This window comes from Nonomuraea sp. NPDC050328 (assembly GCF_044459405.1).
GTDB lineage: Bacteria > Actinomycetota > Actinomycetes > Streptosporangiales > Streptosporangiaceae > Nonomuraea.
In genome coordinates this window covers 60,280-87,223 of sequence record NZ_JBITIW010000007.1, presented here as the reverse complement: position 1 = coordinate 87,223, position 26,944 = coordinate 60,280, and the positions used below count along the sequence as shown (strand labels likewise).

Annotated in this window: 27 protein-coding genes; 13 read left to right on the top strand and 14 right to left on the bottom strand. The window is 71.7% G+C overall.

All coding sequences use genetic code 11. The annotated features are described in order from the left end of the window. Positions 1-5 precede the first annotated feature (5 nt). Both ACIBG7_RS25700 and ACIBG7_RS25695 read right to left on the bottom strand, forming a co-directional pair. Positions 6-986 carry a mechanosensitive ion channel family protein gene (locus ACIBG7_RS25700; RefSeq protein ID WP_357933433.1) on the bottom strand — a complete coding sequence of 327 codons (981 nt, stop codon included), beginning with the start codon at positions 984-986 and terminating at the stop codon, positions 6-8. A gap of 399 nt (positions 987-1,385) precedes the next feature. Next, positions 1,386-1,670, bottom strand: coding sequence for a hypothetical protein (locus ACIBG7_RS25695; RefSeq protein ID WP_357933435.1), 285 nt, complete (start codon positions 1,668-1,670; stop codon positions 1,386-1,388). 280 nt (positions 1,671-1,950) lie between these two features. Between ACIBG7_RS25695 and ACIBG7_RS25690 the strand changes: the two genes are divergently transcribed. The 3 genes from ACIBG7_RS25690 to ACIBG7_RS25680 all read left to right on the top strand — a co-directional run bounded on the left by ACIBG7_RS25690 (position 1,951) and on the right by ACIBG7_RS25680 (position 6,633). Beyond that, entirely contained in the window at positions 1,951-3,498 is a 1,548-nt protein-coding gene (locus ACIBG7_RS25690) for an XRE family transcriptional regulator (protein WP_357933437.1), read from the top strand. Continuing rightward, positions 3,498-3,977 (top strand): GNAT family N-acetyltransferase, encoded by a 480-nt coding sequence (locus ACIBG7_RS25685; protein ID WP_357933440.1) that lies wholly within the window; start codon positions 3,498-3,500, stop codon positions 3,975-3,977. The genes ACIBG7_RS25690 and ACIBG7_RS25685 overlap by 1 nt, the downstream gene beginning before the upstream one ends. 97 nt (positions 3,978-4,074) lie before the next feature. Then, positions 4,075-6,633, top strand: a complete 2,559-nt coding sequence (locus tag ACIBG7_RS25680; protein WP_397337820.1) for a LuxR C-terminal-related transcriptional regulator — start codon at positions 4,075-4,077, stop codon at positions 6,631-6,633. On the opposite strand, the gene ACIBG7_RS25675 is transcribed toward ACIBG7_RS25680, so the two are convergent. Then, positions 6,630-7,520 carry an inositol-3-phosphate synthase gene (locus ACIBG7_RS25675; protein ID WP_357933446.1) on the bottom strand — a complete coding sequence of 297 codons (891 nt, stop codon included), beginning with the start codon at positions 7,518-7,520 and terminating at the stop codon, positions 6,630-6,632. The two genes, ACIBG7_RS25680 and ACIBG7_RS25675, sit on opposite strands and share 4 nt — an antisense overlap. Before the next feature lie 21 nt (positions 7,521-7,541). Here ACIBG7_RS25675 and ACIBG7_RS25670 point away from each other — a divergent pair, with 21 nt between their 5' ends. From ACIBG7_RS25670 to ACIBG7_RS25660, 3 genes are all read left to right on the top strand, one after another. Next, positions 7,542-8,057 (top strand): DinB family protein, encoded by a 516-nt coding sequence (locus ACIBG7_RS25670; RefSeq protein ID WP_357933449.1) that lies wholly within the window; start codon positions 7,542-7,544, stop codon positions 8,055-8,057. A 192-nt stretch (positions 8,058-8,249) separates the two neighbouring features. Further along, positions 8,250-9,488: a DMT family transporter gene (locus ACIBG7_RS25665; protein WP_397337819.1), complete on the top strand. Its 1,239-nt coding sequence runs from the start codon at positions 8,250-8,252 to the stop codon at positions 9,486-9,488. A 267-nt stretch (positions 9,489-9,755) separates the two neighbouring features. Then, positions 9,756-11,381, top strand: a complete 1,626-nt coding sequence (locus ACIBG7_RS25660; RefSeq protein WP_397337818.1) for a tetratricopeptide repeat protein — start codon at positions 9,756-9,758, stop codon at positions 11,379-11,381. Positions 11,382-11,454: 73 nt separating this feature from the next. On the opposite strand, the gene ACIBG7_RS25655 is transcribed toward ACIBG7_RS25660, so the two are convergent. Genes ACIBG7_RS25655 through ACIBG7_RS25640 form a run of 4 tightly spaced genes read right to left on the bottom strand, consistent with a single transcriptional unit; the run spans position 11,455 to position 15,249 of the window. Beyond that, complete coding sequence (locus ACIBG7_RS25655) at positions 11,455-12,483, bottom strand: ABC transporter ATP-binding protein (protein ID WP_397337817.1); 1,029 nt, start codon at positions 12,481-12,483, stop codon at positions 11,455-11,457. Next, the gene (locus tag ACIBG7_RS25650) at positions 12,480-13,283 is read right to left on the bottom strand and encodes an ABC transporter permease subunit (protein WP_357933460.1); all 804 of its coding nucleotides are present in this window, start codon (positions 13,281-13,283) and stop codon (positions 12,480-12,482) included. The genes ACIBG7_RS25655 and ACIBG7_RS25650 overlap by 4 nt, the downstream gene beginning before the upstream one ends. Continuing rightward, positions 13,280-14,170, bottom strand: coding sequence for an ABC transporter permease subunit (locus ACIBG7_RS25645; protein WP_357933462.1), 891 nt, complete (start codon positions 14,168-14,170; stop codon positions 13,280-13,282). The genes ACIBG7_RS25650 and ACIBG7_RS25645 overlap by 4 nt, the downstream gene beginning before the upstream one ends. Beyond that, complete coding sequence (locus ACIBG7_RS25640) at positions 14,167-15,249, bottom strand: extracellular solute-binding protein (RefSeq protein WP_397337816.1); 1,083 nt, start codon at positions 15,247-15,249, stop codon at positions 14,167-14,169. The genes ACIBG7_RS25645 and ACIBG7_RS25640 overlap by 4 nt, the downstream gene beginning before the upstream one ends. A gap of 290 nt (positions 15,250-15,539) precedes the next feature. On the opposite strand from ACIBG7_RS25640, the gene ACIBG7_RS25635 reads away from it, so the two are divergent. Genes ACIBG7_RS25635 through ACIBG7_RS25620 form a run of 4 tightly spaced genes read left to right on the top strand, consistent with a single transcriptional unit; the run spans position 15,540 to position 19,421 of the window. Continuing rightward, on the top strand, positions 15,540-16,979 hold the full coding sequence (locus ACIBG7_RS25635; RefSeq protein WP_357933467.1) for an aldehyde dehydrogenase family protein: 1,440 nt from the start codon (positions 15,540-15,542) through the stop codon (positions 16,977-16,979). After that, the gene (locus tag ACIBG7_RS25630; protein ID WP_397337815.1) at positions 16,964-17,860 is read left to right on the top strand and encodes a CoA transferase subunit A; all 897 of its coding nucleotides are present in this window, start codon (positions 16,964-16,966) and stop codon (positions 17,858-17,860) included. The genes ACIBG7_RS25635 and ACIBG7_RS25630 overlap by 16 nt, the downstream gene beginning before the upstream one ends. Further along, the gene (locus ACIBG7_RS25625; protein WP_357933472.1) at positions 17,857-18,609 is read left to right on the top strand and encodes a CoA-transferase; all 753 of its coding nucleotides are present in this window, start codon (positions 17,857-17,859) and stop codon (positions 18,607-18,609) included. Before ACIBG7_RS25630 ends, ACIBG7_RS25625 begins: the two co-directional genes overlap by 4 nt. Next, positions 18,606-19,421, top strand: coding sequence for a citrate/2-methylcitrate synthase (locus ACIBG7_RS25620; protein WP_397337814.1), 816 nt, complete (start codon positions 18,606-18,608; stop codon positions 19,419-19,421). Before ACIBG7_RS25625 ends, ACIBG7_RS25620 begins: the two co-directional genes overlap by 4 nt. On the opposite strand, the gene ACIBG7_RS25615 is transcribed toward ACIBG7_RS25620, so the two are convergent. Both ACIBG7_RS25615 and ACIBG7_RS25610 read right to left on the bottom strand, forming a co-directional pair. Next, positions 19,372-20,124: a lysostaphin resistance A-like protein gene (locus tag ACIBG7_RS25615; RefSeq protein ID WP_397337813.1), complete on the bottom strand. Its 753-nt coding sequence runs from the start codon at positions 20,122-20,124 to the stop codon at positions 19,372-19,374. The two genes, ACIBG7_RS25620 and ACIBG7_RS25615, sit on opposite strands and share 50 nt — an antisense overlap. Before the next feature lie 99 nt (positions 20,125-20,223). Beyond that, positions 20,224-21,330, bottom strand: coding sequence for a winged helix DNA-binding domain-containing protein (locus ACIBG7_RS25610; protein ID WP_397337811.1), 1,107 nt, complete (start codon positions 21,328-21,330; stop codon positions 20,224-20,226). A gap of 58 nt (positions 21,331-21,388) precedes the next feature. On the opposite strand from ACIBG7_RS25610, the gene ACIBG7_RS25605 reads away from it, so the two are divergent. Continuing rightward, positions 21,389-22,132: a hypothetical protein gene (locus ACIBG7_RS25605; RefSeq protein WP_397337810.1), complete on the top strand. Its 744-nt coding sequence runs from the start codon at positions 21,389-21,391 to the stop codon at positions 22,130-22,132. 96 nt (positions 22,133-22,228) lie between these two features. On the opposite strand, the gene ACIBG7_RS25600 is transcribed toward ACIBG7_RS25605, so the two are convergent. Beyond that, positions 22,229-22,465 (bottom strand): DUF397 domain-containing protein, encoded by a 237-nt coding sequence (locus tag ACIBG7_RS25600; protein WP_357933486.1) that lies wholly within the window; start codon positions 22,463-22,465, stop codon positions 22,229-22,231. Further along, positions 22,462-23,280 (bottom strand): Scr1 family TA system antitoxin-like transcriptional regulator, encoded by an 819-nt coding sequence (locus tag ACIBG7_RS25595; RefSeq protein WP_397337808.1) that lies wholly within the window; start codon positions 23,278-23,280, stop codon positions 22,462-22,464. Before ACIBG7_RS25595 ends, ACIBG7_RS25600 begins: the two co-directional genes overlap by 4 nt. A 150-nt stretch (positions 23,281-23,430) precedes the next feature. Here ACIBG7_RS25595 and ACIBG7_RS25590 point away from each other — a divergent pair, with 150 nt between their 5' ends. Then, a complete protein-coding gene (locus ACIBG7_RS25590; protein WP_397337807.1) occupies positions 23,431-23,757 on the top strand; it encodes a hypothetical protein in 327 nt (108 codons plus the stop codon). Here the strand turns inward: ACIBG7_RS25590 and ACIBG7_RS25585 are convergent. From ACIBG7_RS25585 to ACIBG7_RS25575, 3 genes are read right to left on the bottom strand one after another with little or no spacing between them, the layout of a single operon-like run. Then, positions 23,709-24,146 carry an NUDIX hydrolase gene (locus ACIBG7_RS25585; protein ID WP_397337806.1) on the bottom strand — a complete coding sequence of 146 codons (438 nt, stop codon included), beginning with the start codon at positions 24,144-24,146 and terminating at the stop codon, positions 23,709-23,711. The genes ACIBG7_RS25590 and ACIBG7_RS25585 overlap by 49 nt on opposite strands. A gap of 5 nt (positions 24,147-24,151) precedes the next feature. Next, positions 24,152-24,784, bottom strand: a complete 633-nt coding sequence (locus ACIBG7_RS25580; RefSeq protein ID WP_357933496.1) for a DUF47 family protein — start codon at positions 24,782-24,784, stop codon at positions 24,152-24,154. Beyond that, positions 24,781-25,707, bottom strand: coding sequence for an inorganic phosphate transporter (locus ACIBG7_RS25575; RefSeq protein WP_357933499.1), 927 nt, complete (start codon positions 25,705-25,707; stop codon positions 24,781-24,783). Before ACIBG7_RS25575 ends, ACIBG7_RS25580 begins: the two co-directional genes overlap by 4 nt. 146 nt (positions 25,708-25,853) lie before the next feature. Between ACIBG7_RS25575 and ACIBG7_RS25570 the strand changes: the two genes are divergently transcribed. After that, complete coding sequence (locus tag ACIBG7_RS25570; protein ID WP_397337805.1) at positions 25,854-26,942, top strand: pyridoxal-phosphate-dependent aminotransferase family protein; 1,089 nt, start codon at positions 25,854-25,856, stop codon at positions 26,940-26,942. Positions 26,943-26,944 lie beyond the last annotated feature (2 nt).

Sequence of the window (26,944 nt, the reverse complement as noted above, 5' to 3'; positions counted from 1 at the left end):
AATGTCTAGGGGGCCAGCGCTATTCCCGCCGCGTCCAGCGCCGCCTTGACCCGCAGGCGCAGTTCCCGGGCCACCTCGGCCTGCTTGGACGGCAGGGTCTTGACGGAGATGCGGAAGACCAGCGAGCTGTCGGACATCTGCTCGACGCCGAAGACGTCCGGCTGGTCGATGATGGCCGATTCGCGCAGCTCGGCGTCGGCCCACATCTCCTCGGCCACCTGCTCCAGGATGAGCTTGACCGTGGTCACGTCGGTCGAGTAGGCGACCGGCACGTCGAGGAAGGCGCGCGACCAGCCCTGCGACTCGTTGCCCACCCGGGCGATGGTGCCGTTGCGCACGTACCAGACGCGGCCGTCGGCGTCGCGCAGCCGGGTGATGCGCAGGCTGACCGCCTCGACGGTGCCGATCGCCGCCCCGACGTCGACCACGTCGCCCACGCCGTACTGGTCCTCCAGCAGCATGAACATGCCGGCGATGAAGTCCTTTACCAGTTCCTGGGCGCCGAAGCCGAGGGCGACGCCGACGATGCCGACGCTGGTGAGCAGCGGGGCGATCGGGATGGTGAGCTTCTCCATCACGGTCAGGACGGCCGTGCCCATGATCACGATGGTGGCCACGTGCCGCAGGACCGAGCCGATGGTCTCGGCGCGCTGCTTGCGGCGTTCCTGCAGCAGGGCGTCGATGCCGTCGGTCGCCGAGGAGGTCTTGCGCCACCTGCTGGTGAGGGGCCCGCTCGCGGCCCGGACGACCACCCGGGAGATCAGCCGGTGCACGATCTTACGGATCAGGATCGCGACGACCAGGATGACGACGATGGTCAGGACGGTGGCGCCGAGCGGGGCGATGCTGTTGGGCAGGAACCCGCTGAAGAACGAGCACACCGGGTCGCCTGAGCACCCCATCGCCATCTCGTTGACGAGCTGTGCGGGGTCGGGAAGACCCGAGGAGGGCGAGGGCGTGGGAGTCGGCGACGGTGTGGGGGACACGAAAGAGCAATCCTTCCGGAAGCGGTTCGGCCGGCAGTGATCATAGGGTCGTTTTCACCCTATCCACACCGCCGACCGAACCGGCCGCCGTCACATCACGCCGGGGAAGACGGGGACGCGAGGGCCCTGGGCCGCGGAGGGAGGACCCTCGCGCTCCGGTGACGTACGGCTCGGCCGGGACACACACCCGGAAGTGTGTCCCGAGCCGTTTCCGGGCGGGATCCCTGCGGATCCCCGTTCATGGCGGGCACGTGGCCCGGACCAACCCTTGGAGTGGGAGCCGGCGAGGTGTCCAGAACCCCAGAGGGATTCTCCGCACCGTCCACCTCGCCGGCTCCGTGAGGCCGCCGTGGGTGCGGTGGGCCGTGGTGGCTGCGCTCCACCCGGTCCACCGCCATGTCACTCCCCCACCGCGGCGAGTACGCGGGCGACCTTGGTCGCCGCTCCAGCCGGGTCGTCGGCCTGGTGCATCCGCTCGCCCCAGGACCAGCAGTACCACCAGTCCGTCACCTCGGGCACCGGCGCCTGGCGGCAGGTCACGCTCTCGGTCAGGCTCGTGGCTTCCGGGTTGATCACGCGGACGAAGGCCCGACCGGACTGGGACCGGACCACTCGTGCGAGCAGCCCCTTCGCGCCCAGTTCCGAGACCAACCGCTCCAGATGCCCGAGGTTTTCGTCCCCCACCTCGATTCCTCCCCACTCGTCGAACCGTTGCTGGTGGAGTCAACATGACTCATTAATCAAGGTCACGCAACGCAGACAAGGTGCATACAGGGAGTCCCCCTGTCCCTCGTGGGTTGTAAGAAACAGTCCGCGGGAGGACGATCCTTAACCGTAAGCTTCAAGCACACGTTTTCAACCTGGCCTCAATGGTTCATAGTTTTGAATAGGCGTACTGCAACCTAGCGATTACGCAACGTCATCGGTTATGGACCGTGTGGCCACGTGTGAGAGGGGCCGGTGGATGTCCGGCAGGCAGCACAGGGAGACGGAGATCGCGCGGCGGGTCCGGGCCAAGGGCCTGGCCGGCGGCCGATCGTCCGCCCAGATAGCCGAGGAGATCTGGGAAAACTGCAATCCGCAGTTCGGCACGACCAAGATCAAGGCCCACCGGCTGTCGCACGGCATCGCGCTGGCCGACGTCATCGAGCAGGTGCGTGCCCTGTTCGAGCGGGACGAGAAGCCGGTGCCCGGCATCGGTGAGACGCTCCTGTCGGCGTACGAGAGCGGGCTCAAGCGGCCCGGTCCCGAGTACCTCCACTACCTGTGCACCGTCTACCGGGTCGAGCCCATCTCGCTCGGCTACGACGGGCCCTGCATCTGCGGCCACGGGCACCGGATGCCCGGGCTGGTCCGTGGCGAGCTGCCGAACAACGTCGGCGCGCCCTACCACCAGACCCGCGATCCGATGCTGGTGCTGCCGACCACGCCGCCGCCGGTCGAGCCGGAGACCGAGGAGGACGAGAACGTCCTCCGCCGGACGCTTTTACAGCTTCTGTCCAACAATCCCAAGGCCTCCTTCACCCCGACGGTGCTGGCGGCGACGGAGGGCATCCGGCGGCGGATGGACGACACGCTCGTCTCCGCGAGCGTCTCCCCGGCGATGCTCGACCAGTGGGAGGAGGCGACGCTCAGCTTCGGCCGGCAGTACACCACGACCGCGCCGCTGCGGCTGCTCTGCGACGTCCTGCTCGAACTGAGCGCGGTGCGCAACGCGATGACCCACCGCCAGCCGGTGGACCTGGCCGAGCGGCTGTGCCGGATGTCGGCGCAGCTCTCCGGCCTGAGCGGCATGATCATGATCAACCTGGGCGACCACCGCCAGGCCCGCTCCTTCTTCCGCACCGGCCGCCTGGCCGCCGACGAGACCGGCGACCGGGCGCTGCGCGCGTGGGTGACCGCCCGCGAGGCGCTCGTCCCGCTCTACTACGGCGACGCCCGCGAGGCGCTCAACCTGGCGAAGAAGAGCCGCGACCTGGCCGGCCAGACCCCGTGCGCCGCGCAGGCGATGGCGCCGGTCGTCGAGGCCAGAGCCCTGGCCATGCTCTCCGGCACCGACAGCAAGAAGGAGGTCGTCGACCAGGCCAAGCGGGCGCTGTCCCGGGCCAGGGCGGCCTTCTCGCACATGAAGGCCCACGAGCAGCACGACATGGCCTTCGGCTACACCGAGAAGCAGCTCTACTTCTACCAGGGCGACGTGCTCACCAAGCTGGGCCAGACCCTGGAGGCCGACGTCGTCCTCGAACAGGCGCTCCACGCCTACCAGGACCACATCCTCGACCAGACGCTCATCCGGCTCGACCGTGCCCACTGCCGGCTCATCGAAGGGGATGCCGACGAGGCCATCCGGATCGGGATCGACGCGCTGGAACAGCTCACTCCCGATTACCGGACCGACTTCATCATCCGTCCCGCGACCGAGCTGGAGCGCGCCCTGGTCAAGGCCGGCCACGGCGACCACCCCCTGATGGAGGGGTACCGGCAACAACTGCGGATAGGGGCAGACGACTGATGAAGATCCGGCGTTATCGCTGGTCCGACCTCGACACCATCAAAGCCCTGCACCAGGTCTGCCTGGCCGGGGTCGGGCTCTTCCCGGGCGACGGCGTCTACTACGACGACGACTTCCCGCGCATCCACGAGCTCTACCTCGCGGCCGGCGGCGACTTCCTGGTCGGCGAGTGCGAGCGGCGCGTCGTCGCCATGGGCGGGCTCAAGCCGATCGAGCCCGGCGTCGTCGAGCTCTGCCGGCTGCGGGTGCACCCGGAGTTCCAGGGCCGCGGCTTCGGCGACGCCATGCTCACCGCCCTGGAGGAACGTGCCGCCGAGCTGGGCTTCCAGCGCGTGCGCGGCGACACCACGCTCAACCAGCCGGCCGCCCTCGCGCTCTACGCGCGGCACGGCTGGCAGGAGGTCGGCCGCCAGCAGGTCGGCGACCTCGTCGTCGTCTACGGCGAGAAGCCTCTCTCCTCGGTGCCCTCGCGCATCTGACCTGTATCAAATCCCCGGCCCGCGGCTCTCACCTTGCATGCGGGGTCCATGGCGCTTCACAGCGCGGGAGGAACACCTGGTCCGGGTCGGGCTCGCGATGCGGAGCCGGCGGGGGATCGTGATCTCCGGGGCGGCCGGGGTGGGCAAGACCCGGCTCGCCGCCGAGGCCGTCGCCGAGCTGACCGGCGCGGACGTGGTCCGGGTCGCCGGCACCGAGGCCGCGGCGGGCATCCCCTTCGGGGCTTTCGCCGCCGCGCTGCCTGCCGTACCGCCGCCGGCGGGGGAGCGCCCGCGCGGCAACCTGTTCGCGTGGGCGGCGGCGGCGCTGCCGCCCGCCCACCGCCTGGTGCTCTTCGTGGACGACGCCCACCTGCTCGACCGGGCCTCGGCCGCGCTGGTGCTGCACCTGGCGCTGCAGCGCCAGGCCCGGATCGTCGCGACGGTACGGCAGGGCGCCCGCCCGGTCGACGCGGTCACCGCCCTGTGGAAGGACGACCTGCTCCCGAGACTGGAGCTGGCGCCGTTCACGCCCGCCGAGTCGGCCCGCGTCCTGGCCGGGGCGCTCGACGGCCCGATCGCCTCCGAGTCGGCCGACCGGCTCTTCGGGCTGACCGAGGGGAACGTGCTGTTCCTGCGCGAGGTCGTGCTGGCCGGGCTGGACAGCGGCACGCTCAGCCGCCGGCACGGCCTGTGGAGCTGGCACGGCTCCTGGACGCTCGGCACCCGGCTGAGCGAGCTGGTCGAGTCGCGCCTGGGCCTGCTGGACGCCGCCGAGCGCGGCGTGCTGGAGTACACCGCCTTCGGCGAGCCGCTCGGCCTGGACCTGCTGATCCGGCTGGCCGGGGAGGAAGCCGTGGACCGGGTCGAGGCCAGGCGGCTGATCAAGATCACCCGAACCCGCCGCCGCGCCGCCGTCCGCCCCGCCCACCCCCTGTACGGCGAGGCGGTCCGGGCCGCCACCGGCCTGGGCGCCCGCCGCCGGATCCTGCGCCGCCTGGCGGAGGCCACCGAGGCGAGCGGCGCCCGTCGCCGCGAGGACGCGTTGCGCATGGCGGTCTGGCGGCTGGACGGCGGCGCCCACGCCGACCCCGAGCCCCTGTGCACCGCCGCGGCCACGGCCTGGGCCGCGCTCGACCACGAGAGCGCGATCCGGCTGGGCCGCGCGGCGGTCGAGGCCGGTGGCGGCGTCGAGGCGGCCGCCCGGCTGGCCGTGGTGCTGCACTTCATGGAACGGTACGACGAGGCCGACGAGGTGCTCGACCGGGTCGCGGGGGAGCCGGCCGGCGAGCGCCAGCGCGCCCTGTACGTCTACGCCAGGGCGCTCGGCCTGGCCTGGGGCCGCGGCCGCCCGGCCGAGGCGACCGACCTGCTCACCGCGACGGTCGCCGGCCTGCGCGAGCCGTTCTGGCAGCAGTACCTGCGGGTGCTGAAGGCGGTCTTCCTGGTCTCCGGCGGCGACTGCGCCGGTGCGCTGGCGGAGACGGCGGAGCTTCGCGCGCTCGGCCCGGTCGCGCCGGTGATCGACGCCTCGGCGGGGATGGCCGAATCCCTCGCCCTGGCGCACCTGGGCGAGACCGGGCGGGCGGTGGCCATCGCGGAGGCCGCCGTCGCCGCCAGGGACTCCTGGAGCGATCTGGTCGCCGGGGGCGCGCCCTCGTTCAAGTCCGCCTGCGTCAGCGCCCTGGCCTACGCCGGGGACCTGCGGGCGGCCGAGCGGCAGGCGGAGGAGGCGCGGCGGATGCTGCTCGCCCCTGGCGCGCCCTGGCGGCGCGCGATGGCGGTCTGGTGCGGCCAGCGCGCGATGCTGCTGCGGATGCGCGGCCGGCTACGGGAGGCGCTGCTGGCCACCCGGGAGGGCCAGGCGTCGCTGGGCGACCCGCGCACCGCCTTCGCCGGCGGCCTGGTGCTGGGGGAGCAGGCGCACGCGGCGGCGCTCCTCGGCGAGCACGACGTGGCCGAGGCGGCGCTCGCGCAGGCGCTGGAGCGCGGCGAGCGCAACACGCTGGTCGGGCTCGACTTCGCCGTCGCGCAGGCGCGGCCCTGGCTGCTGGCCGCGCGGGGGAACCTGGCCGGCGCGGTGGCCGAGGCGCTGGCCACGGCCGGACGGATGCGGGAGCGGAGCCTGTGGCCGTACGCGATGTTCGCCCTGCACGACATCGTACGGCTCGGCCGCCCCGAGCTCGTCGCCGACGAGCTGGCTGAGCTGGCCTGCCGCGTCGACGGCCCCCTGGCCGGACTGCTGGCCCGGCACGCCGCCGCGCGCACCGGGCAGGAGCTGGAGCAGGTGGCCAAGGAGTTCGAGGAGCTGGAGATGGTGCTGTACGCGGCGGAGGCCGAGGCCGGGGCGGCCCGCGCCTTCGGGGAGGCCGGCTGGGACCGGCCCGCCCGCGCCGCCGCGGCCCGCGCGTGGGGGCTGGCCGGGAACTGCCAGGGCGCGCGCACCCCGGCGCTGGCGGGGCTCTCGGCGCCCAGCCTCACCGGCCGGGAGCGCGAGATCGCCGTCGCGGTCGCCGGCGGGCTGACCAACCGGGCGGTGGCCGGGCAGTTCACCATCTCCGTGCGGACCGTGACCAACCACCTGGCCAGCATCTACCAGAAGCTCGGCGTCAACGACCGGGAGAGCCTGCGCCGGCTGCTGGGGCCCGACGGGGCCTAGGAGCCTGGGGCCTTCATCAGCTCGCCGCCCATCAGGCCGCCCCGGCCCTCGCGCAGGGCCTCGTCGGCCTGCCGTACCGCTTCCAGGACGTTGCCGGCGGCGCTGGGGGAGTCCTCCACCACCATGCGCAGCTCGACCTCGACCGGGGAGTCGCCGAAACCCTCGCCCTCGATCCGGATGAAGGCCACCTTCCTGTCCTCCAGGAACGGGATGTAGGAGGCCCCGACATGGGTGGCGAAACCGGCGCCGGTGGCCTTGGTGGCCTGCTTGCTGCGCATCCGGTCGGCGTCCTCCAGGTTGCGGAAGTCCATGTTGCCCCCGGCCAGGAGCTGGTAGGCCCGGCTGAGGCGGACGCCGCCGCGCTGCAGGGCGTCGACGATGGCCCGCTGCACCAGGGTGGCGCCGAAGGAGCTCTTCAGGTCGTCGCCGATGAGCGGCAGGCCGGCGGCCTCGAAGCGGCCGGCCCAGCCGGCGGAGCGGGCCAGGACGGCGGGCATGCAGTTGACGAAGGCACAACCGGCCCGCAGCGCGGCCTCGGCGTACAGCTCGGCGGCCCGCTGGCTGCCGGTGGGCAGGAAGTTGACCAGGATGCGGGTGCCGCTCTCGCGCAGGTGCGCGACGACCTCCTCCAGGCCCGCCCCGGCGGCGTGCGGGGCGGGGGCGAAGCCGTCGGCCAGCGGCCCGGCGTGCACCGGGACGCCGAGGTGGGGGACCTCGGCGAAGCGGCGGGAGTTGTTCGGCTCGGCCCAGATGGCCTCCGACAGGTCGCGCCCGACCTTGTCGCGGGTGACGTCGAAGGCGCTGGTGTAGCGGATCTCCGGCAGGTGGAAGGAGCCCTGGACGAGTGAGGAGGCGCAGTTCCCGACGCCGACGATTCCGATTCGCACGCCTGATTCTAGGATGGGGCGATGACCTGGACTGCTCCTGAGGTGGAACGCCCGTCCGGCTCGCTCGCCGCGGCCGAGCCTGATCTGCTGCGGGGCCTGCTGGACTGGCATCGCGCGACGACCCTGCACAAGTGCGCCGGGCTGAACGGCGAGCAGCTCGCCGAGCGCTCGGTGCCGCCCTCGGAGATGTCGCTGCTCGGGCTGCTCCGCCACCTGACCGACGTCGAGCGCATCTGGATCCGGCGCCGCTTCGCCGGGGAGCGGGTGGACTTCGCCTACAAGACCGACGCCGACTGGAGCGCCGACTTCCACGACACCGACGCGGCGCGGGCCGAGGAGGTGTACGCCGGGCTGATCAAGGAGTGGGAGGTCTGCGACGCCATCACCGCAGGCCGCGAACTGGACGAAACCGTTACTTCGGGAGATGTGTCGTATTCTCTTCGCTTCATCTATATTCACCTGATCGGTGAATACGCCCGCCATAACGGACACGCCGATCTGTTGCGGGAGCGAGTCGACGGCGTCACTGGTGCGTGACGGAAATCAGGCGATATGGCCGTTTCGCTGAACGAGACGGATGGGGCTAAGCGAACCTGTGAGTGAGGCCCTTCACTCTGAGTGGTAGAGGATCCTCTCCGGGCTCCTGCCTGTGCATCTCCGGTTGCGAATCGTAGTGGCATGCTTCCTGGCATGGCAGTCGTGCCCGCTCCCCGACCCTCCACGGGAGCCGTGCTTCTGTTGTTCGTCAGCGCCGCCTGGGGGTCGGCTTTCCCGCTGATGGACTCGCTCATCGCTCGGTTACCGGTCACGGACCTGCTGACCGAGCGATACTCGATCGCGGCTCTGACGCTCTTCCTCATCCGGCCCGGCAGCCTGCGGGGGCTCTCTCGAGAGACCTGGATCCAGGGGGCGATCCTCGGACTCGTCTTCGGCATCGGCCAATCCGCCCAGGCCTGGGGGCTGAGCGGGCTGACCTCGTCGGTCTCCGGCTTCGCCGTCGGCTGCAACGTCGTGATCACTCCTCTGCTCGGCCTGATCGTCTTCCGCTCCCGGGTGCCGCGGCGCATCTGGGTCGCGGTCGCGCTGGCCGTCACCTCGATGACGCTGTTCACCCTGGTGGGCGGCAGCGACGGCACGCTCGACGCGGTGGCCCTGTCGGCCACCCTCGGCGCGGCCGGCCTCTACTCCGTGCACACGCTGATGCTGGGCTCGATGTCCAGGAAAAGGTTCGACGCCTACGCCGTCACGGTCATCCAGCTCGGCGTGATCGGCCTGGTCACCGGCGGGGTGGCCATCCCCGACGGGCTCCAGTTGCCCGAGCAGCCGGGCGACTGGCTGATCCTGGTGCACCTGTCGGTGATCTCGTGCGCGCTCGGCTTCCTCGCCCGCTCGTACGGCCAGCGGCACGTCTCGGCGGTGCCCGCGGCGGTCCTGATGTCCTCCCAGCCCCTGTGGGCGGCGGGGTTGTCGGTGGCCTTCTTCGGCGAGCGGCTTCACTGGACGCTGCTGGTGGGCGGCGGGCTCACGGCGGTGGCGATGCTGCTCGCCGTACCGCCTCGACAACGGCGCCGGCCGCCCAGGCCGGGCGACCCGAACGTGCTGGCGGTCTCGCGCAAGGCCAAACGCGTGCTGGCCGACCTGCGCCGCCGCCGCGAGGACCCGCTGCGCCTGGGCAAGGACGCCCCGGCGCCTTTCGTCGCGTTGACGACCTGCGAGAACGCCGAGGGCTGCCCCTGGCGCGGGATGAGCGTGAAGGGCGGGCGCGAGCCCAGCCTCGACCGGCTCATCGTCCGGGCCTCGGCCCTCGCCCGCGAGTCGGCCGAGGCTGCCCAGGGCGAGGCTTCGGCCTCGGGCAAGGGAGGTTGTTGCCGGTCCGTAACGGTGTCCGGTCGCTGTCTGTGCCGGCTGCTGGAGGATGCGGAGCGTGACCGGGCACCCCGGGTGGCGTGGTTGCGCACGTCCGGATAAGGGATTATCGGCTGCTGACTCCTAGGGGATTTTCGCTACCACTATCGGACTTGTTTTGCATAAATCTTGATATTCGTAGGAATGTCCGAATAATGGAGCGTATCCCCAAGAGGAGAGGTGCGGGATGAAGAGAATCGTCGTTCGCAAGCCCGGAACCGCGAAGCTCACGGGGACCGCCAGCGTCATTCACAAGGGGTGACCGGCGTCCACCGTTGGGTCCAGGGTGCGCCGCCCGCCCGATGGGAGTCCACGCCGCTTCTGCTGCCCGTGATCGATGCGCATCGGGGGCACCAAGGCCCGTACACCGTCGCCGCCGCGCTGCTGCACCACCTGGTCCCAGGCGTCTTGGAACGTTCCGCCGATCTGGTGGCGGCCCATGACGTCGAGATCCGTGCGGCGGCACCCGGTCTGCGTGACCGGGTGCCCGCCGTCCGGGACCGGCCGGCCGCCGGGCTGGCCGACGACGAACGCATCCTCGTGCCCGCCCCGCGCCGCACCTTGCGGCTGGCCAACGGGCTCTGCGAGTTCGTGCGCGCCGCCGTGCCGCCGGGCCGGGTGCTGGCGGTCGGCAACGCGGCCGAGGCCGATCCGACCGACCTCGAACTGCTCGCGGTGCTGACGCGCCGCATCCCGCCCGACGTGCTGGCCGTCCAGGTGTGGTCGGGCGGGCCGCCCGCTCCGCCCGACACCCGCACGGCCGGCCGGCTCTGGGCCGAGGTGGACCGCTGCACGCAGGAGGGCTTCCTGCACGCCGTCGCCGAACTCGGCGCGCTCGGACTGGAGCGCACCGAACCCGGCAGCGCCCGCTGGTGGGACTTCGCCCAGCGCACCGCCACCGCCCTGGGCGGACTCGGGCGGCGCGAGGAGGCGGGCCGGCTGTGGGAACAGGTGCGCCGCGTCAGCCAGGACCCGGCCATGCACGCCGCCAGCGCCTACGGCCTGGCCATGCTCGACGCCCGCAACCCCGACCCGGCCACCCGCGACCTGGGCCGGGCCCGCGGCTGGCTCAACCAGGCGATCGCCGTCTCCACGCTGCTGCCCGACCCGGCCGAGCGCGCCTTCAAGCTGGGCTTCGACCGCAACGGGCTGGCGCTGGTGGAGTTCCGCGAAGGCCGGGTGGACCGGGCGCTCGACCTGGTCGACTCCGCCCTCGCCCTGGCCGCCGAGCTGGGCGAGCGGCACCCGGTGCACCGCATGGTCCTGCTGGCCAACCGCGCCCAGCTCCTGGCCGCTCGGGGGCAGGGCAAGGAGGCCCTGGAGGAGTACGGCGCGGCCCTGGCGCTCGGCGTCGCGTTGCCCGACCACTACCTCGACCGGGGCAACCTGCTGCTCAAGCTGGGGCACGCGGAGGAGGCGCTGGCCGACTACGAGCAGGCGATCCGGCTCGGGCCGCCGCTGCCGGAGGCGTACTACAACCGGGCCGAGGCGGGGCTGGTCCTCGGGCGGGTCGAGCAGGCGCTGGCCGATCTGGCCTACGTGATCGAGCTCGATCCCGAGTACGTGGACGCCTATGTCAACCGGGCCGGGGTGCTGGCCGGGCTGGAACGGGACGCGGAGGCGCGGGAGGTCGTGGAGGCCGGGCTGGAAGTGGCGCCGGGCAACCCCTACCTGCTGGCCGTCCTCGGGCAGGTGGAGACGGCGGCGGGGCGGTTCGAGGCGGCTCGGGCGGCCTTCGACCAGGCCATCGCCGGGGCGCCCGAGCTGGCCGCGGCCTGGGGCAACCGGGCGGTCCTGCGGTTCGAGCAGGGGGACGCGGCGGGGGCGGTGGCCGACCTCGACCGGGCCATCGCGCTCGCTCCGGCCCCTGACCTGCACGCCAACCGGGCCGTGGCCCTGCGCGCCCTCGGCCGGGTCAAGGCCGCCGAGGTGGACGAGCGACTGGCCGGCGGCTGACCCCAGAACCAGGCGGGCGCGGTGGCGAGGGCCGCGCCCGCCTTCCCATACGGGTGCACAGCCCGGCCGGCCTTCAGGTGGGGAAGACCTGGACGTGGTCGTCGGCCACCCGGACCCGGACCGGGTCGCCGGGCGAGAGCCGCGCCGCCGCCCGAGAGGACAGGTCGGCGAAGACGGTGGCCGGCTGCCCGTTGACCTCGACCTGCGTGTACACCCGCGTGGTCGCCCCCAGGAACACCGTGACGTCCACCGTCCCCCGCGCTCCGGGCCCGTCCACGGCCAGCTCGACGTCCTCGGGACGGAACATGCACAACACCCGCTCCGCCGGACCCGGAGCCGCCACGTCGAAGGCGCCCCCCGCGACGACCCGCCCGTCCACCGCGGGTAGTTCCAGGGTGTTCCGGTTACCGACGAACCCGGCGGCGAAGCGGGTGCTGGGCGCGGTGTAGATCGCCGCCGGCGGCGCGCACTGCTCGATGTCCCCGGCGTTCATGACCGCCACCCGGTCGGAGATGGCCAGCGCCTCCGACTGGTCGTGGGTGACGAAGACGGTGGTGATGCCCACCTGGTGCTGGATGCGCCGCACCTCGTCACGGAGGCGGTGCCGTACCTGCGCGTCGAGCGCGGACAGCGGCTCGTCCAGCAGCAGCACCTCGGGCCGCGGCGACAGCGCGCGGGCCAGCGCGACGCGCTGCTGCTGGCCGCCGGACAACTGGTTGGGCAGCCGGTCGCCGAGCTCGCCGAGGCCGACCAGGTCGAGCATCTCCTGCACCCGCTCGGCGCTGGGCTGCTTGCGCACGGTCAGCGGGAAGGCGATGTTGCCGCGCACGGTCAGGTTGGGGAAGAGCGCGTAGGACTGGAAGACCATGCCGATCGGCCGCTTGCGCGCGGGCACGCCGGTCATGTCCTGGCCGCCGATGGTCAGCCGGCCGGTGTCGAACTCGGTGAGCCCGGCGATGCAGCGCAGCAGCGTGGTCTTGCCGCAGCCGGAGGGGCCGAGCAGGGCGAGCAGTTCGCCCTGCTCGACGCTGACCGAGACGCCGTTGAGCGCGGTGTGCCCGGCGTAGCGCTTGGTGATGCCTTCGAGGACGACGTGGCTCAACGAAGGGTCCTTCCGATCGTGGTGACCCGGCCCCGCCCGAGGCGCACGACCAGCGCGGACATGGCGAACAGGAAGCCGAAGGTGAAGACGGTGATGACGGCCAGCGCGTTGGGGTCGCTGAGCGTGCGGGAGACGAACTGCCGCGCCGACCACAGCGGCAGGGTCTCGTAGCTGACCCCCACCAGGATCTTGGCCAGCGCGAACTCGTTCATCGCGGTCGCGACCACCAGCAGCGAGCCGGAGACGACCCCGCCGCGGACGGCGGGCAGGATCACCCGGGCGAGCGTCTGCCCGGGCGTGGCCCCGCAGGTGGCCGCCGCTTCGGACAGTTGTACGGCTCCCGCCGCCAGCAACGCGCTCTCCACCGCCCAGTACATGAACGGGAAGGAGATCGCCGCGGTCGAGGCGGCCAGCAGCCAGAAGGTGCGGAACAGGTCGGGCGCCACCGAGGCGGTGACGAGCTGGATGCCCGCGCCGACGACCACCCACGGCACGGCGAAGGGGATCACCGCGACCGACTGGATGATCGAGCCGACCTTCGGGTTGTGCACCACCGACCAGTAGGCGGCGGGCACGACCAGCACGATGTTGATCGCCACCACGACCACCGACAGCAGCACCGAGCGGCCCAGCGCGGCGGCGACGTCGGGCTTGGTGACCAGCTTGGCCCAGTGCTCCAGCGTGTAGCCGTCGGGCAGCGGGGTGTCGGTCCAGCGGGTGGCCACCGAGTACAGCAACGCGGCCAGCAGCGGCAGGCCGAAGTAGACGGCGAGCAGGCCGAGGAAGGTCTTGCGGGTCACAACCACCTCGCAGCGCGCTTGAGCGACAGGCGGTAGAGCGCCGTCGAGCCGATGGCCAGGAGCATGAGCAGCACGCTGAGCACGGCCGCGCGCTCCAGACCGAAGACGTTGGACTCCAGGGTGGTGCCGATCTGCAGGGTGATCAGCTTGACCGAGTCCGGGGAGGCGGCCAGCGCGTAGGCGACGGCGTAGACGCCGATGGTCCAGGTGAAGATGAGCAGCCAGCCGGCGGTCATGAACGGGCCGAGCACCGGGAGCCCGACGTAGCGCCAGAACTGCCACCGGGTGGCGCGGCAGACCTCCGCGGCCTCCTGCCAGTCGTCCTTGAGCACGCTCAGCGCCGGCAGCGTGAGCAGCACGAACATCGGCACGTTGAAGTAGAGGTAGACCAGGTTCATCCCGGAGAAGGAGCCGGCCGAGGGGAACTCCAGCCCGGTGAGCAGCGTCAGCATGCCGGTCGTGCCGATCAGCGCGACGAAGCCGAAGGCCAGGCCGATGCCGGCGAAGTTGGAGGCGACGTTCATCAGGGAGAGCCAGAAGGCCCGCCCGCCGAGCCGCATGCGGGTGATCAGCCAGGCGGCGGGCGCGCCGATCGCGGTGGCCAGGGTCGCCTGCACGAAGCCGAGAGCCAGCGAGCCCACGATGGCCTGCCGGTCGACCGGGTTGGCCGCGACCTTGGTGATGTTGTCGAGGCCGTAGCCGCCGTCGCGCAGCGCGAAGGTGTCGTGCAGCAGCCGCAGGGCGGGCAGCACCAGCATGGCGAAGGCGAACAGCAGCAGGGGCAGGGCCGGTCCCCAGGCGAGCAGGAACCGCTTCACGCGAAGGGCCGCACGGGGCGGGGACACGGCGTTCCCCGCCACCACGGGCTCGGAGGTGCCTGCGCTCACGCGAGAACCTTCGCCTCCCAGTCGGCGACGATCTGCTCCACGTTGATCTTGGTGATCTCGATCTCCTTGACCGGCGCGTAGGCGGCGTCGGGCAGCCAGTTGGCCTTGGCGTCGGCCGGGAGCTGCAGGTCGCCGTTGAGGACGCGGATCGGGCGGGCGCCGAACTTGGCGAACAGGATCTGCGCCTCGTCGGTCAGCACGTAGTCGAGGAAGCCCTTGAGGAAGTCGCCCTTGGCGGTGTTGTACTTGTTGATCATCAGCCCGGAGGGCGCCCAGACGGAGCCGTCGGCCGGGATGATCACCTCGACGTCGACGTTCTTGGCCTTGAGCGCGGCCTTCTGGGCCAGCCCGTTGAAGTCGTAGTTCACCTGGATGGGGGCCTCGCCCTTCTCCAGGGTGTCCTCGCTCATCTTGGCCGCCGACAGGTTGCCGGAGTCCTTGAGCTTCCTGAAGTAGTCGAAGCCGGGGCCGAGGTTGTCCACGGTGCCGCCGGCGGCGACCGCGGCGGCCACCAGCATCGACTGGCCGGTGCCGGAGCTGGCCGGGTTCTTGATGGCGATCATGCCCTTGTACTCGGGCTTGAGCAGGTCCTGCCAGGTCTTGGGGGCGTTCGGCACCTTGTCGACGTTGACCACGAAGGCGGGGGCGCCGACGAAGGTGGCGACCCAGCCGCCCTTGCCCTTCTGCCAGTCCTTGAGCTTGCTCGCGTTCGGCGGCTGGTAGGCCGGCACGACGCCCTTGGCCTCGGCGACCGGCCCCCACATCAGGCCGATGTCGCTGGCGGTGGCGACCGGCTTGTCCTTCTCGGCGTCGAAGGCCTTGATCTCGTCGGCGGAGGACATGTCGGTGTCCTTGTGGTCGCAGGTGGCGCCGTGCTTGGCGCAGAAGGCCTTGACGACCTCGCCGTAGTTGGCCCAGTCGGGGGCCAGGCCGTAGGTGGGCAGGTCCTTGCCCTGTGCGGCGATCTTCGAGCTGTCCGGAGCGGCACCCCAGTCGTAGTCGCCGGCGCCCGACCCGCCACAGGCGGCCAGGGTCAGCGCGGAGAACACGGCAAGCACCCCTATTCGGAGGTTCTTCATAATTTCCATCCTTTTGAGAGTTATCGCCCCGAATGGTGGACTATGCCGGGTGGGGAAATTCCGACTTCCACCTGAATTCCAGGTGAACTCGCGCCAGCGCTGCTGAAGGTCGCTTCCCGGCATGTCTAGTCCTTCGTGCTGAAGGGGCCAACCGGGCACTTTGTTATGAGGGCTATAGGGAAAGGCGTATAGCCGCTGCCTATACCGGCGATCGGTCTTCGGTCACTTGTCCGGTTGATGCCCTGCCGCGAGGCTGTGCCGTACCAGACACAGATCCAGAAAGGACCCCGATGGCGAGTCACTACCTGCTCAACCACATCGGCGGGGAGTGGCGTGCCCCCGAGAGCGGGCAAACCAGGCCGAACCTCAACCCCGGCGACCTCTCCGACCACCTCGGGGACTTCGCCGAGTCGGGCGGGGCCGACGTGGAGCTCGCGGTCGAGGCCGCGGCCGCGGCGATGCCCGCCTGGAAGGCCCTGGGACCGATCAAGCGCGCCGAGTTCCTGCGGGCCGCCGAGCGGCTGATCGAGGAGCGGGCCGAGGACTTCGCCCAGGCGATCACCCGCGAGCAGGGCAAACTGCTCAAGGAGGCGCGCGGCGAGGTCAAGCGGGCCCTGGCCATCCTCGACTTCACCGCGGGGGAGGGCCGCCGGCTCAAGGGAGAGACCCTCCCCGCCGAGGAGCCCCGCACCTTCTCCTACACCTTCCGCGCGCCGATCGGCGTGGTCGGCCTGATCACGCCCTGGAACTTCCCGCTGGCCATCCCGATGTGGAAGGTCGCGCCCGCGCTGCTGGCCGGCTGCGCCGCGGTGCTCAAGCCGTCGCCGTTCACCCCGCTGACCGCCGCGCTGCTGGTGGAGGCCTTCGCCGACGCCGGCGTGCCGGCCGGCGTGCTCAACCTGGTGCAGGGCGACATCGCCGCGGGCGAGGCGCTGGTCGCTCACCCCAAGGTGGCCGGGATCAGCTTCACCGGCTCGCTGCCGGTCGGGCTGAGCATCCACACCGCCGGCGCGCCCCGCCTGCTCCGCACCCAACTGGAGCTGGGCGGCAAGAACGCGGTGATCGTGCTGGCCGACGCCGACCTGGACAAGGCGGCCAAGGCCGCCGCCTTCGGCGCCTTCGGCCAGTCCGGCCAGCGGTGCAGCGCGACCTCACGGGTGATCGTGGACCGCGCGGTCAAGGAGGCCTTCCTCGACAAGCTGATCGCCGAGGTCGCGAAGCTGCGCGTCGGCTACGGCTTCGACGAGTCCGCCAGCATCGGCCCGGTGATCAACGAGGCGCGCATGCAGGCCTGCCTCGACGCGATCAAGTCCGCCCAGGAGACGGGCGCCAAGGTCGCCACCGGCGGCGGGCGCGCCCCCGGCAACGGCTTCTACGTCGAGCCGACCGTCCTGCGCGACGTGCCCTGGGACAGCGAGATCGCCCAGGAGGAGATCTTCGGCCCGGTGCTGTCCGTCGTCGACTGCGACGGCTTCGACGAGGCCATGCGCATCTCCAACTCCGTCAGGTACGGCATGAGCGGCACCATCTTCACCCAGGACCCGGCCACCATGTTCGAGGCGCTGGAGCGGTTCGAGGCCGGCATGCTGCACGTCAACCGCCCCGGCGTCGGCGCCTACGCGCACCTGCCGCACATGGGCGCCAAGCTGTCGCAGTTCGGGCCGCCCGAGTGCTCGCCGCAGGTCTGGGACTTCTACACCGAGTGGCGGTCGGCGTGCATAAGCTACTGACCGCCGCCGAGGCGGTCTCCCGCTTCGTCCGGCCCGGCGCCGTGCTGGGCATGGGCGGCCAGAACATCAACCGCTGCCCGATGGCGCTGGTCCACGAGGTGATCCGGCAGGGCCCCGGCGAGCTGACCGTGGTCGGCTGCAACCTCTCGCTCCCGCTCGACATGCTGGTGGCCGCCGGCCTGGTGGCCCGCACCGAGCAGGGCACCGGCAACCTCGAACGGTACGGCACGCTGTTCGCCTGGCGTCGGGCGGTCGAGCGCGGCGAGGTGAGCGTGGGCGACCACTCCCACCTGGCCATGGCCACGCGCTTCGCCGCGGGGGCGCTCGGCCTGCCGTACCTGCCGACGCGCAGCCTGCTCGGCACCGACCTGCTGGCCGACCTGGTGCGCGACGGGGTGGCCCGCGAGGGCACCGACCCGTTCGAGAACCGGCCGGTGGTCCTGCTCAGGGCGATGCGCCCGGACGTGGCGCTGATCCACGCCAACCGGGCCGACCTGAACGGCAACGTGGTCATCGAGGGCGTCACCTCGCACGAGGTGGACATGGTGCGTGCCGCGCACGCGACCATCGTCAGCGCCGAGGAGGTGCTGCCCGCCGGGGCCTTCGCCGACCGGCCCGAGCAGGTCACCATCCCCGAGGCGTACGTCAGCGCGGTCGTCGAGCAGCCCTACGGCGCCTTCCCGACCTCGGTCTACCGGGCCTACGACTTCGCCGAAGGCGAGATCAAGGAGTACCAGGCCCGCGGCCGCGAGGGCGACGAGCAGGTGCGCGGCTGGCTGGCGGCCAACCTGGGCGCCTCCTTCGAGGAGTACCTGAAGACCCGTGACGCCTCCGGCGACCTGCGCCGCGAGCTGGCCGAGCAGATGAGGAGGCTGGTGTGAACGCGCTGCCCCGAGAGCTGCTCGTGGTCGAGGGCGCCCGGCAGATCCGCGACGGCGACCTGGTGATCGTCGGCACCGGGCTGCCGCTGCTGGCCGCGACTCTGGCGCAGCGCACCCACGCGCCCGACGCCAAGCTGGTCATCGAGTCCGGCGTGATCTTCCCCAAGGTGATGCCGACGCCGGTCTCGGTCGTCGACCCGCGGCTGATGCACGGCGCCTCCCGGCACGGCACCCTCTTCGAGGCGCTGGGCGGCATGGTCCAGCGCGGCCTGGTGCGCACCGGCTTCCTGGGCGGCGCGCAGGTGGACGAGTTCGGCAACATCAACTCCACCTGGGTGGCCGGCAAGCGGCTGCCCGGCAGCGGCGGCGCCAACGACATCGCCAGCCACTGCGGCCAGGTCGTCGTGCTCACCGACCACGAGCGGCGGCGCTTCCCGGCCCGCTGCGACTACGTCACCAGCCCCGGCTTCCTCGGCGGCCCCGGAGAACGGGCCAAGGCGGGCCTCGGGCCGCTGAAGGTCAAGGTCGTCACCACCCTGTGCGTCATGGAGGCCGAGGACTCGGCCCTCACCGTGACCGCGCTCATGCCGGGGGCGAGCGCGCAGGACGTGCTCGACAACACCGGCTTCATCCCGAAATTTCGTGACTCGCTGGACACGGTGGTCCTACCGGACCCCGAAGAGATCCGCCTGCTGCGCGAGGAGATCGACCCGGCGTGCGTGTACTTCCCGGAAAGGAAAACCCGTTGAGCGACAAGAAGCCCTTCGCGTGGGAGACCGCGATCGCGTGGAAGAACAAGGACCGCATCGTGGTCCGCGGCTACGACGTCAACGAGCTGACCGGCTCGATCACCTTCGCCGAGCACTTCCACCTCGTGCTCAAGGGTGAGCTGCCGACGCCCGAGGTCGGCCGGATGACCGACGCGATCATGGTCAACATGGCCGAGCACGCCATGTCGCCCTCCTCGGCCACCGTGCGCTTCGCCACCTCCGGCGGCGCCGAGCTCAACTCCGCGGTCGCCGCGGGCGTCGCCGGCATCGGCCGCCTGCACGGCACCGCCGACCGGCCGGCCGAGCTCTTCCTCGGCGTCGGCCGCCGGGCGGAGGAGGAGGGCATCAGCGACGAGGAGGCGGCTCGCCGTACCGTCGCCGAGATGCGCGCCCGCCGGGAGCGCATGGCCGGCTTCCACCACGCCCAGCACATCCGCGACCCGCGGACCGCCCGGCTGATGGAGCTGTCGGACAAGCTCGGCATCACCGGGCGGTACGTGCGCATCGCGCGGGCCATGGAGGAGGCCACCGAGGAGGTGTTCGGCCGCCGGATCTGGATCAACGGGCCCGGCTCGATGGGCTGCATCGGCCTCGACATGGGCTACGAGCCGCTCCAGCTCAAGGCGCTGTTCATCGTATGCCGCTCGTTGTCCCTGTGCGCGCACTCGATCGAGGAGACGACCCGCGAGAAGGGCTGGCGCGCCTCGTCCAACTCGCCGATGGTGCAGCCGCTGGACCTGGCTATGCAGGGACCGGAACACTACGACGGTCCCGCCGACCGGTCACTGTGACCAGCGCGACCGCCAGCACCAGGTAGATCGCGGCCAGGGTGAGCGCGCCCAGGTCGGAGCCGATCACCTCGGCCGGCATGAGCTCGACGGACAGGTTGTGGCCGAAGTGCGCGACCAGCACCACGGGCAGGCCGGTGCGCCGGTACAGCCAGGCGTAGATCACCGCGGTGGACACCAGCCTGACCAGGCTCTGCACCATGTCCACGGCGCTCTCGCCGCCCTGGGCGTTGAAGATCGGCCACAGGTGCCAGGCGGTCCACAGCAGGCCGATGATCACCGACGCGGTCAGCCAGGAGTAGCGCCGCTCCAGCAGCGGCCCGCCGAAGCCCCGCCAGCCGAACTCCTCGCCCAGCGGGCCGGTCAGCAGCGGGCCGAGCACGGCCAGCCCCGGCAGCAGCAGCCACTGCGCCGGGGCCGCGCCGTGCCGCAGCGCGAACACGGCGTCGATGGTCAGCGCGATGGCGATCGGGGCGAGCAGCACCAGGACGTACCAGCCCCAGTGGTGCCGCCAGTCGAGCGCCTGGCGCGCCAGCGCGCGCAGCCGCCCGGTGCAGGCGGCGACGGCGAAGGCGGCCAGGCTCGGCGAGACGGCGATCAGGATGACCGCCGGCGAGAGGTCACGCGGCCCCTGGCCGGTGAGGTGGAGCCATAAGGCTCCCAGCGCGGTGAGGAGGAAGGTCAGACCTGCCCAGGCGAGTGTCATGACCTCACGGTAGGAAGGGCGCGCCCCCTCATCGATCCGGCTTTCCGCCCGATCCGCCAGGGTGCCATCCCCCGTGCCGCGGTAGGGGTGGCCCCCGCCTCAGGCGTGGCCGCCGACGGTCACCGGGCCGAGGGTCAGCGTGGGCCGGGCCTCCATGATCTCACCGACCCGGATGACCTGCTCCTCCAGCAGGTCGAGGTCGACCGCGGTCAGCGCCTCCACGGTGACCGCCAGCCGGCTGCCCGACCGCTTCTGGTGCCAGAGCCCGGCCACCACCCCGTCCACGATCAGCGTCTGGAAGTTCTTGCCCATGACGCGCTCGGCCGCCGGGCCGGGGTGCAGCAGCTCCTTGTCGTTGCCGACGGCATAGCTGTAGTAGTCGAAGTACGGCAGGAGCAGCACCCCCGACGGCGGCTCGTCCGGCACCCACAGGTCGCCGCGCGCCACCACCGCCGGCCGGCCCTCGACGGTGACCGCCTCCAGGTCGAGCCGGTCGAACACGGCGCGGCCGAGCGGCTTGGGCGCGTTCATGAAGTGCGCGAAGCGCTCCGGGGTCGCCGGGCCGAAGGCGTGCAGGAACCAGGTCGCCACCTGCTCCAGGGACGAGTCGGCCGGCGCCGGCTCGATCCGCGGGTTGACGTAGGTGACCTTGCGGCCACGGCCGGCGCCGAAGGCGAGCACGCCGCGGTGCGCGGCCACCGAGATCACCTGCCGCCAGCGCGGCCACCACCCCTGGAAGGCCGGCATCACCAGGTCGCCCGCCCACGGCCCGGTGCGCGCGACCACCTCGGCGTCGAGCTCGTCGACGGTCAGCTCCTGGCCGTCCAGCGCCTCGCCGATCGCCGCGATCACCGCCTCGACCTGCTCGGCCGGCATCCGCATCTCCGGCGTGGCCGCCGTGGCGGACGGCAGGGCCGACAACGCGCCCAGCCAGACCGGCAGGTCCTCCGCCGGCAGCAGGTGCACGGTGCCACGCGGCCCGAACGTCTTGACCAGGCTGCGCTCCTGCCACAGCGCCTCGCGCACGCTCTGCCGCGTCGCACCCTTGCTCCGCAGGCCCAGCCCGAGCTCGGCGGCGGACATCACCTGGGCGTGCGTGCTGCCCATGCGCCGCACCACCTCGGCGAGCGGCAGCCCCTCCGCCGGGGCGGACAGGTGGTGGCGGGCAAGACGGCGGGCGGAGACCTGGCTCCAGGAGAAGTTCACGGGCCCACGCTAACCAGCATTGCGGACGAGTTCTTTCCGCATGCTCTACGGTGACGCCATGAGTTTCGACGCGCTGGTGCGCGACCTCGACTCCGGCGCCGCCGTGCAGGCCGCCGGGCTGGTCACCGGGTACGGCGGGCCCGCCAGAGCCGCCGGGTTCCGTCTCGGCAACCAGCGCCTGCGCTGCGCCTCGCTGCTCAAGCCGCTCTACGCCTGGGTGGCCGACCGGACCCCCGAGTGGGCCTCGGCGGCCGAGCCCGCGGTGGTCGAGTCGTCGAACGCCGACACGCTGCGGCTGTGGCTGGGCACCGGGCCGCTGGTGATCCTCGACCGCCTCGCCGAGCGCACCGGGGTGCGCTGGGCGCCGCCGAGCACCGATCCGGCCTCGTTCGGGTCGGTCGAGGTGGCCGCCTCCGAGGTGGTCACCGCCTACGCGGCGCTGGCCCAGGCGGGGTCGTTCGGCGACCGCGACGCGCAGCGCATCCTGCAGTGGATGGTGGCCGCCACGCAGACCTTCGGGGTGCGGGAGCTGTTCCCCGGCGAGGTCGCGGTGAAGTGCGGCTGGTTCGGCGGGGCCGACGAGAGCTGGCTGCGGACCCACGTGGTCACCGTCGACCGGCGGGACGACGGGCGGATCCGGCTGGCGTGCGCCCTGACCGCGCTGCCGTACCCGGGGGAGGCGGAGCGGGCGGCCTACCGCCGGGCGCTGGCCACCGGCGGGAGCGTGGAGGACGAGCACGACCGCGTCGGCGGCGGGTTGCTGCGCGAGCTGATCCCCGCGACGCTGGCGGAACTGGGCTGAGCGGCGCCGCCTCTCGGGGCAGGCGGAGCCGCTTGGAACGATGTAATGCCGAGAGGTGAGAATCTCCCCGTAGGGAGGGGGCGTACCTGGCCGCGATCAGCTCAGGTCGTCGAACTCGCCGTCCTTCATGCCGAGGCGGAAAGCCTCCCATTCGGCCGGCGTGAAGTAGAGCCGCGGACCTTCGGGGTCCTTGGAGTCGCGCAGGACGAACAGGCGGTCGGCCTGCGCCTTGGGCGTGGCGACGTCCTCGGGGGTCTCGAGGACGGCCACTTCGACGCAGTCCCCGCCGTTGCTGCCGCTACGGCGGGACTTGCGCCAGATGATCTCCTTCATAGATTCTCCTCTGCTTCTGACAGCAAATGTAGACTCGCGTGAACCGGTAGGGCGAGTGACCGGATGACGTCGTACCGGCGGGTGATCGACTCCACGTCCAGCGGACGGTCGGTCACATACCCCTCTCCCGCCGATTCGAGATAGACCAGGTCCGGTTCGCCCGGCGTCCTCGCGACGACGAACGCCCCGGTGAGCCCCGGCACGGCCGGACTGTCCTTCGGCACCACCTGGACGACCACGTTGGGCAGGTCGGAGGCCTCCAGGAGGGCCCGGATCTGCCCGCGCATTGTCTCGGCGGAGCCGACCGGCCGGTGCAGCACCCACTCGTCCAGCACCGCCCAGTACATGGGCGGGTCCGGCCGGTGCAGGATGGCCTGCCTGATCATCCGGGCGGCGACCGCCTCCTCCGCCTGTTCGGCGGTGGCGCCCGGTTCGCGCCGGAGGATCTCCCGCGCGTACTCCTCCGTCTGCAGCAGACCTGGCACCAGGAGGGGCTGCCAGGTTTGCAGCGTGCGCGCCGTCTGCTCGATCTCCAGCCAGGGCCGGAACCAGGCGGGGTAGACCGCCTGCCGGACCAGCGGCCAGAGCCTCGACAGCTCGCCGCCGGTCTCCAGGACCTGGTCGGCGCGCTCGGCGAAGTCGCGAGACGGGCTGCGTTTCGCGAGTTCGACCGCGCACACCAGCGACAGGCTGTAGCTGAGCCGCTCGGCCAGCTGCTCCTGGGACAGGCCGGCGCGCATCCGGTGTTCCCGTAACTCGGAGCCGAAGAACGCCAGCGGACTGGAACTCGGATCGAGCTCGCGTGCGGGGGGCATCGTCGCTCCGGTTCTACACGGTTCTACAAACCAGATTGGTAGCCACACAAGGGCTGTGTGGCACCGGTGTCGGTACCTAGAGTAGTCACTCAAGTGCACTCTGGTGTCAGGGCAGGGAAAATCCCACCGACTTAAGGACATGTGGTGCCAATGCGCGCTGTGCAGGCGTCCGTCATTCCTGAACGGGCGGAAGAAGAACAGATCGAGCAGCTCCTGCGGCTGCAGGAGCTGCTGGCCGGGGAGGGGGTCCGGGCGCTGCTCGTCCGGCACCTGCGGCTGGCGCTCTTCCAGAACCGCTACGACCCGCCGCAGCACCGCGGCCCGGTGCTGGTCGCCGGCGCGGTGAAGGTCAGCGCGGCCGAGGCCGGCTTCCACGTCGAGCACGACTCGGGCTCGGCCGGCTTCGCCGAGGCCGAGGCGGCGGCGGGCTACGTCAGCTCGCTGATCACCGCGGCCAGGTTGGGAGGCTCGACATGAGGCGGTAGCTCGCCCGGGTCGAACCACCCGTAGCCCAGGTAGGTCCGCCGTTCCTCCTCGGTCAACTCGCCCGGATCCACCGGGGGCTCGCTGATCGCGAGCCTGGCCAGGTAGAACGGCTCCGACTTCACGTAGCGCTCGCCCAGCCAGGTGAAGTCGCGCTCGACCAGCACATGTATGTGCTCGACCGCTGAGCCGGGCAGTCCCGTCTCCTCGGTCAACTCCCGCCGGGCCGCCTCCAGCGCGCTCTCTCCCGGGTCTATCCCCCCGCCCGGCGGCTCCCACAGCTCCGCGCCGCTCACGTAGTCGCGCCAGTGCATCAACAGCACCCGGCCTTCCCGATCCAGCGCCACCACGCGCGCCGCCGGCCGGTCGTTCGCCTGCTCCACGCCGCTCACCTCTTCATCGCCCCGTCGGCGATGGCGTCGGCGGCCTCGCCGATGGCCATGCCCACGATCTCCAGGCGCCGGACGAGCTCGCGTTCCTTCATCGCCTCGGCGGTCAGCTCGCCGGAGAAGATCCGCGAGATCTCGTACTGGTACATCCGGCGGATCGCCCCGCCCACCTTCTTGGCCTCCAGCGCGTCGTGTACCACGGCCGACGGGCGCGAGGCCAGGTCGCGCACCGCGTTCTCCAGGGCGTCGATCCCGGTGATGACCTGGTCGAGCAGCGGGCTGAAGCGGATCTGGTCCGGCACCCGGTACAGGTGCGACTCGCGCACGAAGTCGCGCAGCGAGTCGAGCACGTCGTCGATCGAGCGCGACAGCCGGAACAGGTCCTCGCGGTCGATCGGCGTGACCAGCGCGTCGCGCAGCTCGTCCACCAGGCGCCGGCGCTCCTCGTCGCCCAGGTGCTCGATGGCGCGCATCTGCTCGTGCGCCCCGGTGCGCCCCACCTCGCCACTGATCATGGCCATGGCCAGCCAGGCCCCCTGCTTGGTGGCTTCGAGCTGGCCGAGCAGCGCCTCCGTGAGCGCACCGTCCATGCGCCCGCTGAGCAGATCGCGGATCCGCCGCAGCCGTCTCACCCGAGAACCTCCTTGACGAAGAACGCCGCGCCGGCGGCGAGCACCAGGCTCACCGGGAGGGTGAGCATCCACGCTGACACGATCTTGACCGCCGCGTACCAGCGGACCCGGCCACCGCCGTGCGACACTCCGGCGCCGATCAGCCCGCCGGCGATGGCCTGGGTCATCGACACCGGCGTCCCGGCCGCCGCGCAGCCCACCACGGTGAGGCCGGCGCCCAGCTCGGCGGCCACCCCGTGCAGCGGGCGCGAGGCCAGGATCTCGCGCGAGAGCGTACGGCCGGCCCGCGGCATGCCGTACAGCGCGCCGAGGGCGAACAGGCCCGCGGTGGCGGCGGTCACCGGCAGGCCGCCCGTGCCGGTGGCGATCAGGAAGACGGCCAGCATCTTCTGGCCGTCGTTGGCCGCGTAGGCGAGCCCCTGGAGCCAGAAGCCGGCCACGTGCCAGCGGCGCAGCGCGCCCGAGGTGGACAGGCCGGTCAGCAGCCGGGTCACCGCCCACGACACCAGCGCGCCGACGAAGGGGGAGGCGAGGCCGACGGCGAGCACGAGCACCACCCAGCCGGGCGAGACCGGCAGCCCCCAGCCGAGCCCCGCGCCGGTCAGCGCCCCCACGACGGCCAGGGTCAGGCTGGTCGGCCGGCCCCGGGCGCTCAGCGTCATCGCGACCGCCACCGCCACCAGCACGCCGACGGTCATGGCCTGCCGGCCGCCGGGGCCGTCGAAGGAGGCCAGCCTGGTCACGAAGGTCAGCGCGACCTGGCTGGTCACCAGCGGGACCAGCGCGATCAGCACGACCAGGGTGAGCACCCCGGTCAGCGGGCGCACGCTCGGCAGCTTGAGCCCCGTCGCCAGCAGGGCGCCGCCGTCGTTCATGCCGGACACGACGGCGAACATGCAGGCGACCAGCAGCTCTAACGTCACCGATCCATCCCATCCGTCCGCTCTCTGGCGGGCAACACCCGGCCGGACCGCTTTGGCTATGGGGGCCATAGCGAAATCCAGGCTGTTCCGCGGTGGACCCCGAAGCTAGCGTCCGTAATGCCCGATACCTACCCAAGATCGAGTGGATGATGGACCAAGAGCTCATTCTGTTGAATCCCGGCCCGGCCTGCACGTCGCAGCGGGTCAAGGACGCCCTGCTGCGCGGTGACCTCTGCCACCGCGAGCCGGAGTTCAGCGAGCTGCTGTTCCGGATCCGGGAGGCGCTCCCGCGCGCCCTGAACCTGGCCGGCACGCACGAGGCCCTGCTCGTGACCGGGTCGGGCACCGCGGCCATGGAGATGGCGGTCATCAGCTCGGTCCGCGCGGGCCGAGGCGTGCTCGTCGTGAACAACGGCGTCTACGGCGACCGGATGATCAAGATCGCCAAGGCGCACGGCATCCCCTTCGACGAGGTCGGGAGCGACTGGACGGTCCCGGCCTCGCCGGAGGCGGTGGCCGCCGCGCTGGCCGGCCGCGACGACGTGGACGCGGTGATCTGCGTGCACCACGAGACCACCACCGGCCTGATCAACCCGATCAAGGAGATCGGCGAGATCGTCGCCGCGCACGGCGCGCTCTTCGTGATCGACGCCATCTCCGGCACCGCGATCGAGGACCAGGACCTGGCCGAGGTCAAGGCGGACGTCATCTGCGGCACCGCCAACAAGGGCCTGCACGGCCAGCCGGGCATCTCCTTCCTGCTGTCCAGCGCGCGGGCGATCGAGCGCTTCCACGAGGCCCCCGAGCGCAGCCTCTACCTCAACGCCGCCAGCTACCTCAAGAGCGACGTGCCCTTCACCCCGGCGGTGCAGGTCTGCTATGCCCTCGACGAGGCGCTGGCCGAGTACGCCGACCAGGGCGGCTTCGAGGCCCGCACCAAGCTCTACCGGGAGCGGGCGGCGCTGGTGCGCGGCCAGTTCGAGCGCCTCGGGCTGCGGATCCTGGTCGATGAACGGTTCCGGTCCAACACGGTAACGATGCTTCATCTGCCGGAAAGCGTCACGTACGACCGGCTTCACGATGAGCTCAAGAAGCGCGGTTATGTTATCTACGCCGGTCAGGGGCAACTTTCCGCGGATTTCTTCCGGATCTGCACGATGGGGGAGATTCCCTGGCACCGGCTGGAGGAGCTCGAGGACGCGCTCCGCGACTCGATCGCCGCGGCTAGGGGTTAACA

Bases quoted from the DNA above. Each gene is read 5' to 3' on its own strand.
- ACIBG7_RS25685 (WP_357933440.1), top strand. From the start codon at position 3,498: ATGAAGATCCGGCGTTATCGCTGGTCCGACCTCGACACCATCAAAGCC.
- ACIBG7_RS25680 (WP_397337820.1), top strand. From the start codon at position 4,075: ATGCGGAGCCGGCGGGGGATCGTGATCTCCGGGGCGGCCGGGGTGGGC.
- ACIBG7_RS25640 (WP_397337816.1), bottom strand. From the start codon at position 15,249: ATGAAGAACCTCCGAATAGGGGTGCTTGCCGTGTTCTCCGCGCTGACC.
- ACIBG7_RS25600 (WP_357933486.1), bottom strand. From the start codon at position 22,465: ATGAAGGAGATCATCTGGCGCAAGTCCCGCCGTAGCGGCAGCAACGGC.
- ACIBG7_RS25690 (WP_357933437.1), top strand. From the start codon at position 1,951: ATGTCCGGCAGGCAGCACAGGGAGACGGAGATCGCGCGGCGGGTCCGG.
- ACIBG7_RS25615 (WP_397337813.1), bottom strand. From the start codon at position 20,124: ATGACACTCGCCTGGGCAGGTCTGACCTTCCTCCTCACCGCGCTGGGA.
- ACIBG7_RS25670 (WP_357933449.1), top strand. From the start codon at position 7,542: ATGACCTGGACTGCTCCTGAGGTGGAACGCCCGTCCGGCTCGCTCGCC.
- ACIBG7_RS25605 (WP_397337810.1), top strand. From the start codon at position 21,389: ATGAGTTTCGACGCGCTGGTGCGCGACCTCGACTCCGGCGCCGCCGTG.
- ACIBG7_RS25570 (WP_397337805.1), top strand. From the start codon at position 25,854: ATGATGGACCAAGAGCTCATTCTGTTGAATCCCGGCCCGGCCTGCACG.
- ACIBG7_RS25635 (WP_357933467.1), top strand. From the start codon at position 15,540: ATGGCGAGTCACTACCTGCTCAACCACATCGGCGGGGAGTGGCGTGCC.
- ACIBG7_RS25590 (WP_397337807.1), top strand. From the start codon at position 23,431: ATGCGCGCTGTGCAGGCGTCCGTCATTCCTGAACGGGCGGAAGAAGAA.
- ACIBG7_RS25595 (WP_397337808.1), bottom strand. From the start codon at position 23,280: ATGCCCCCCGCACGCGAGCTCGATCCGAGTTCCAGTCCGCTGGCGTTC.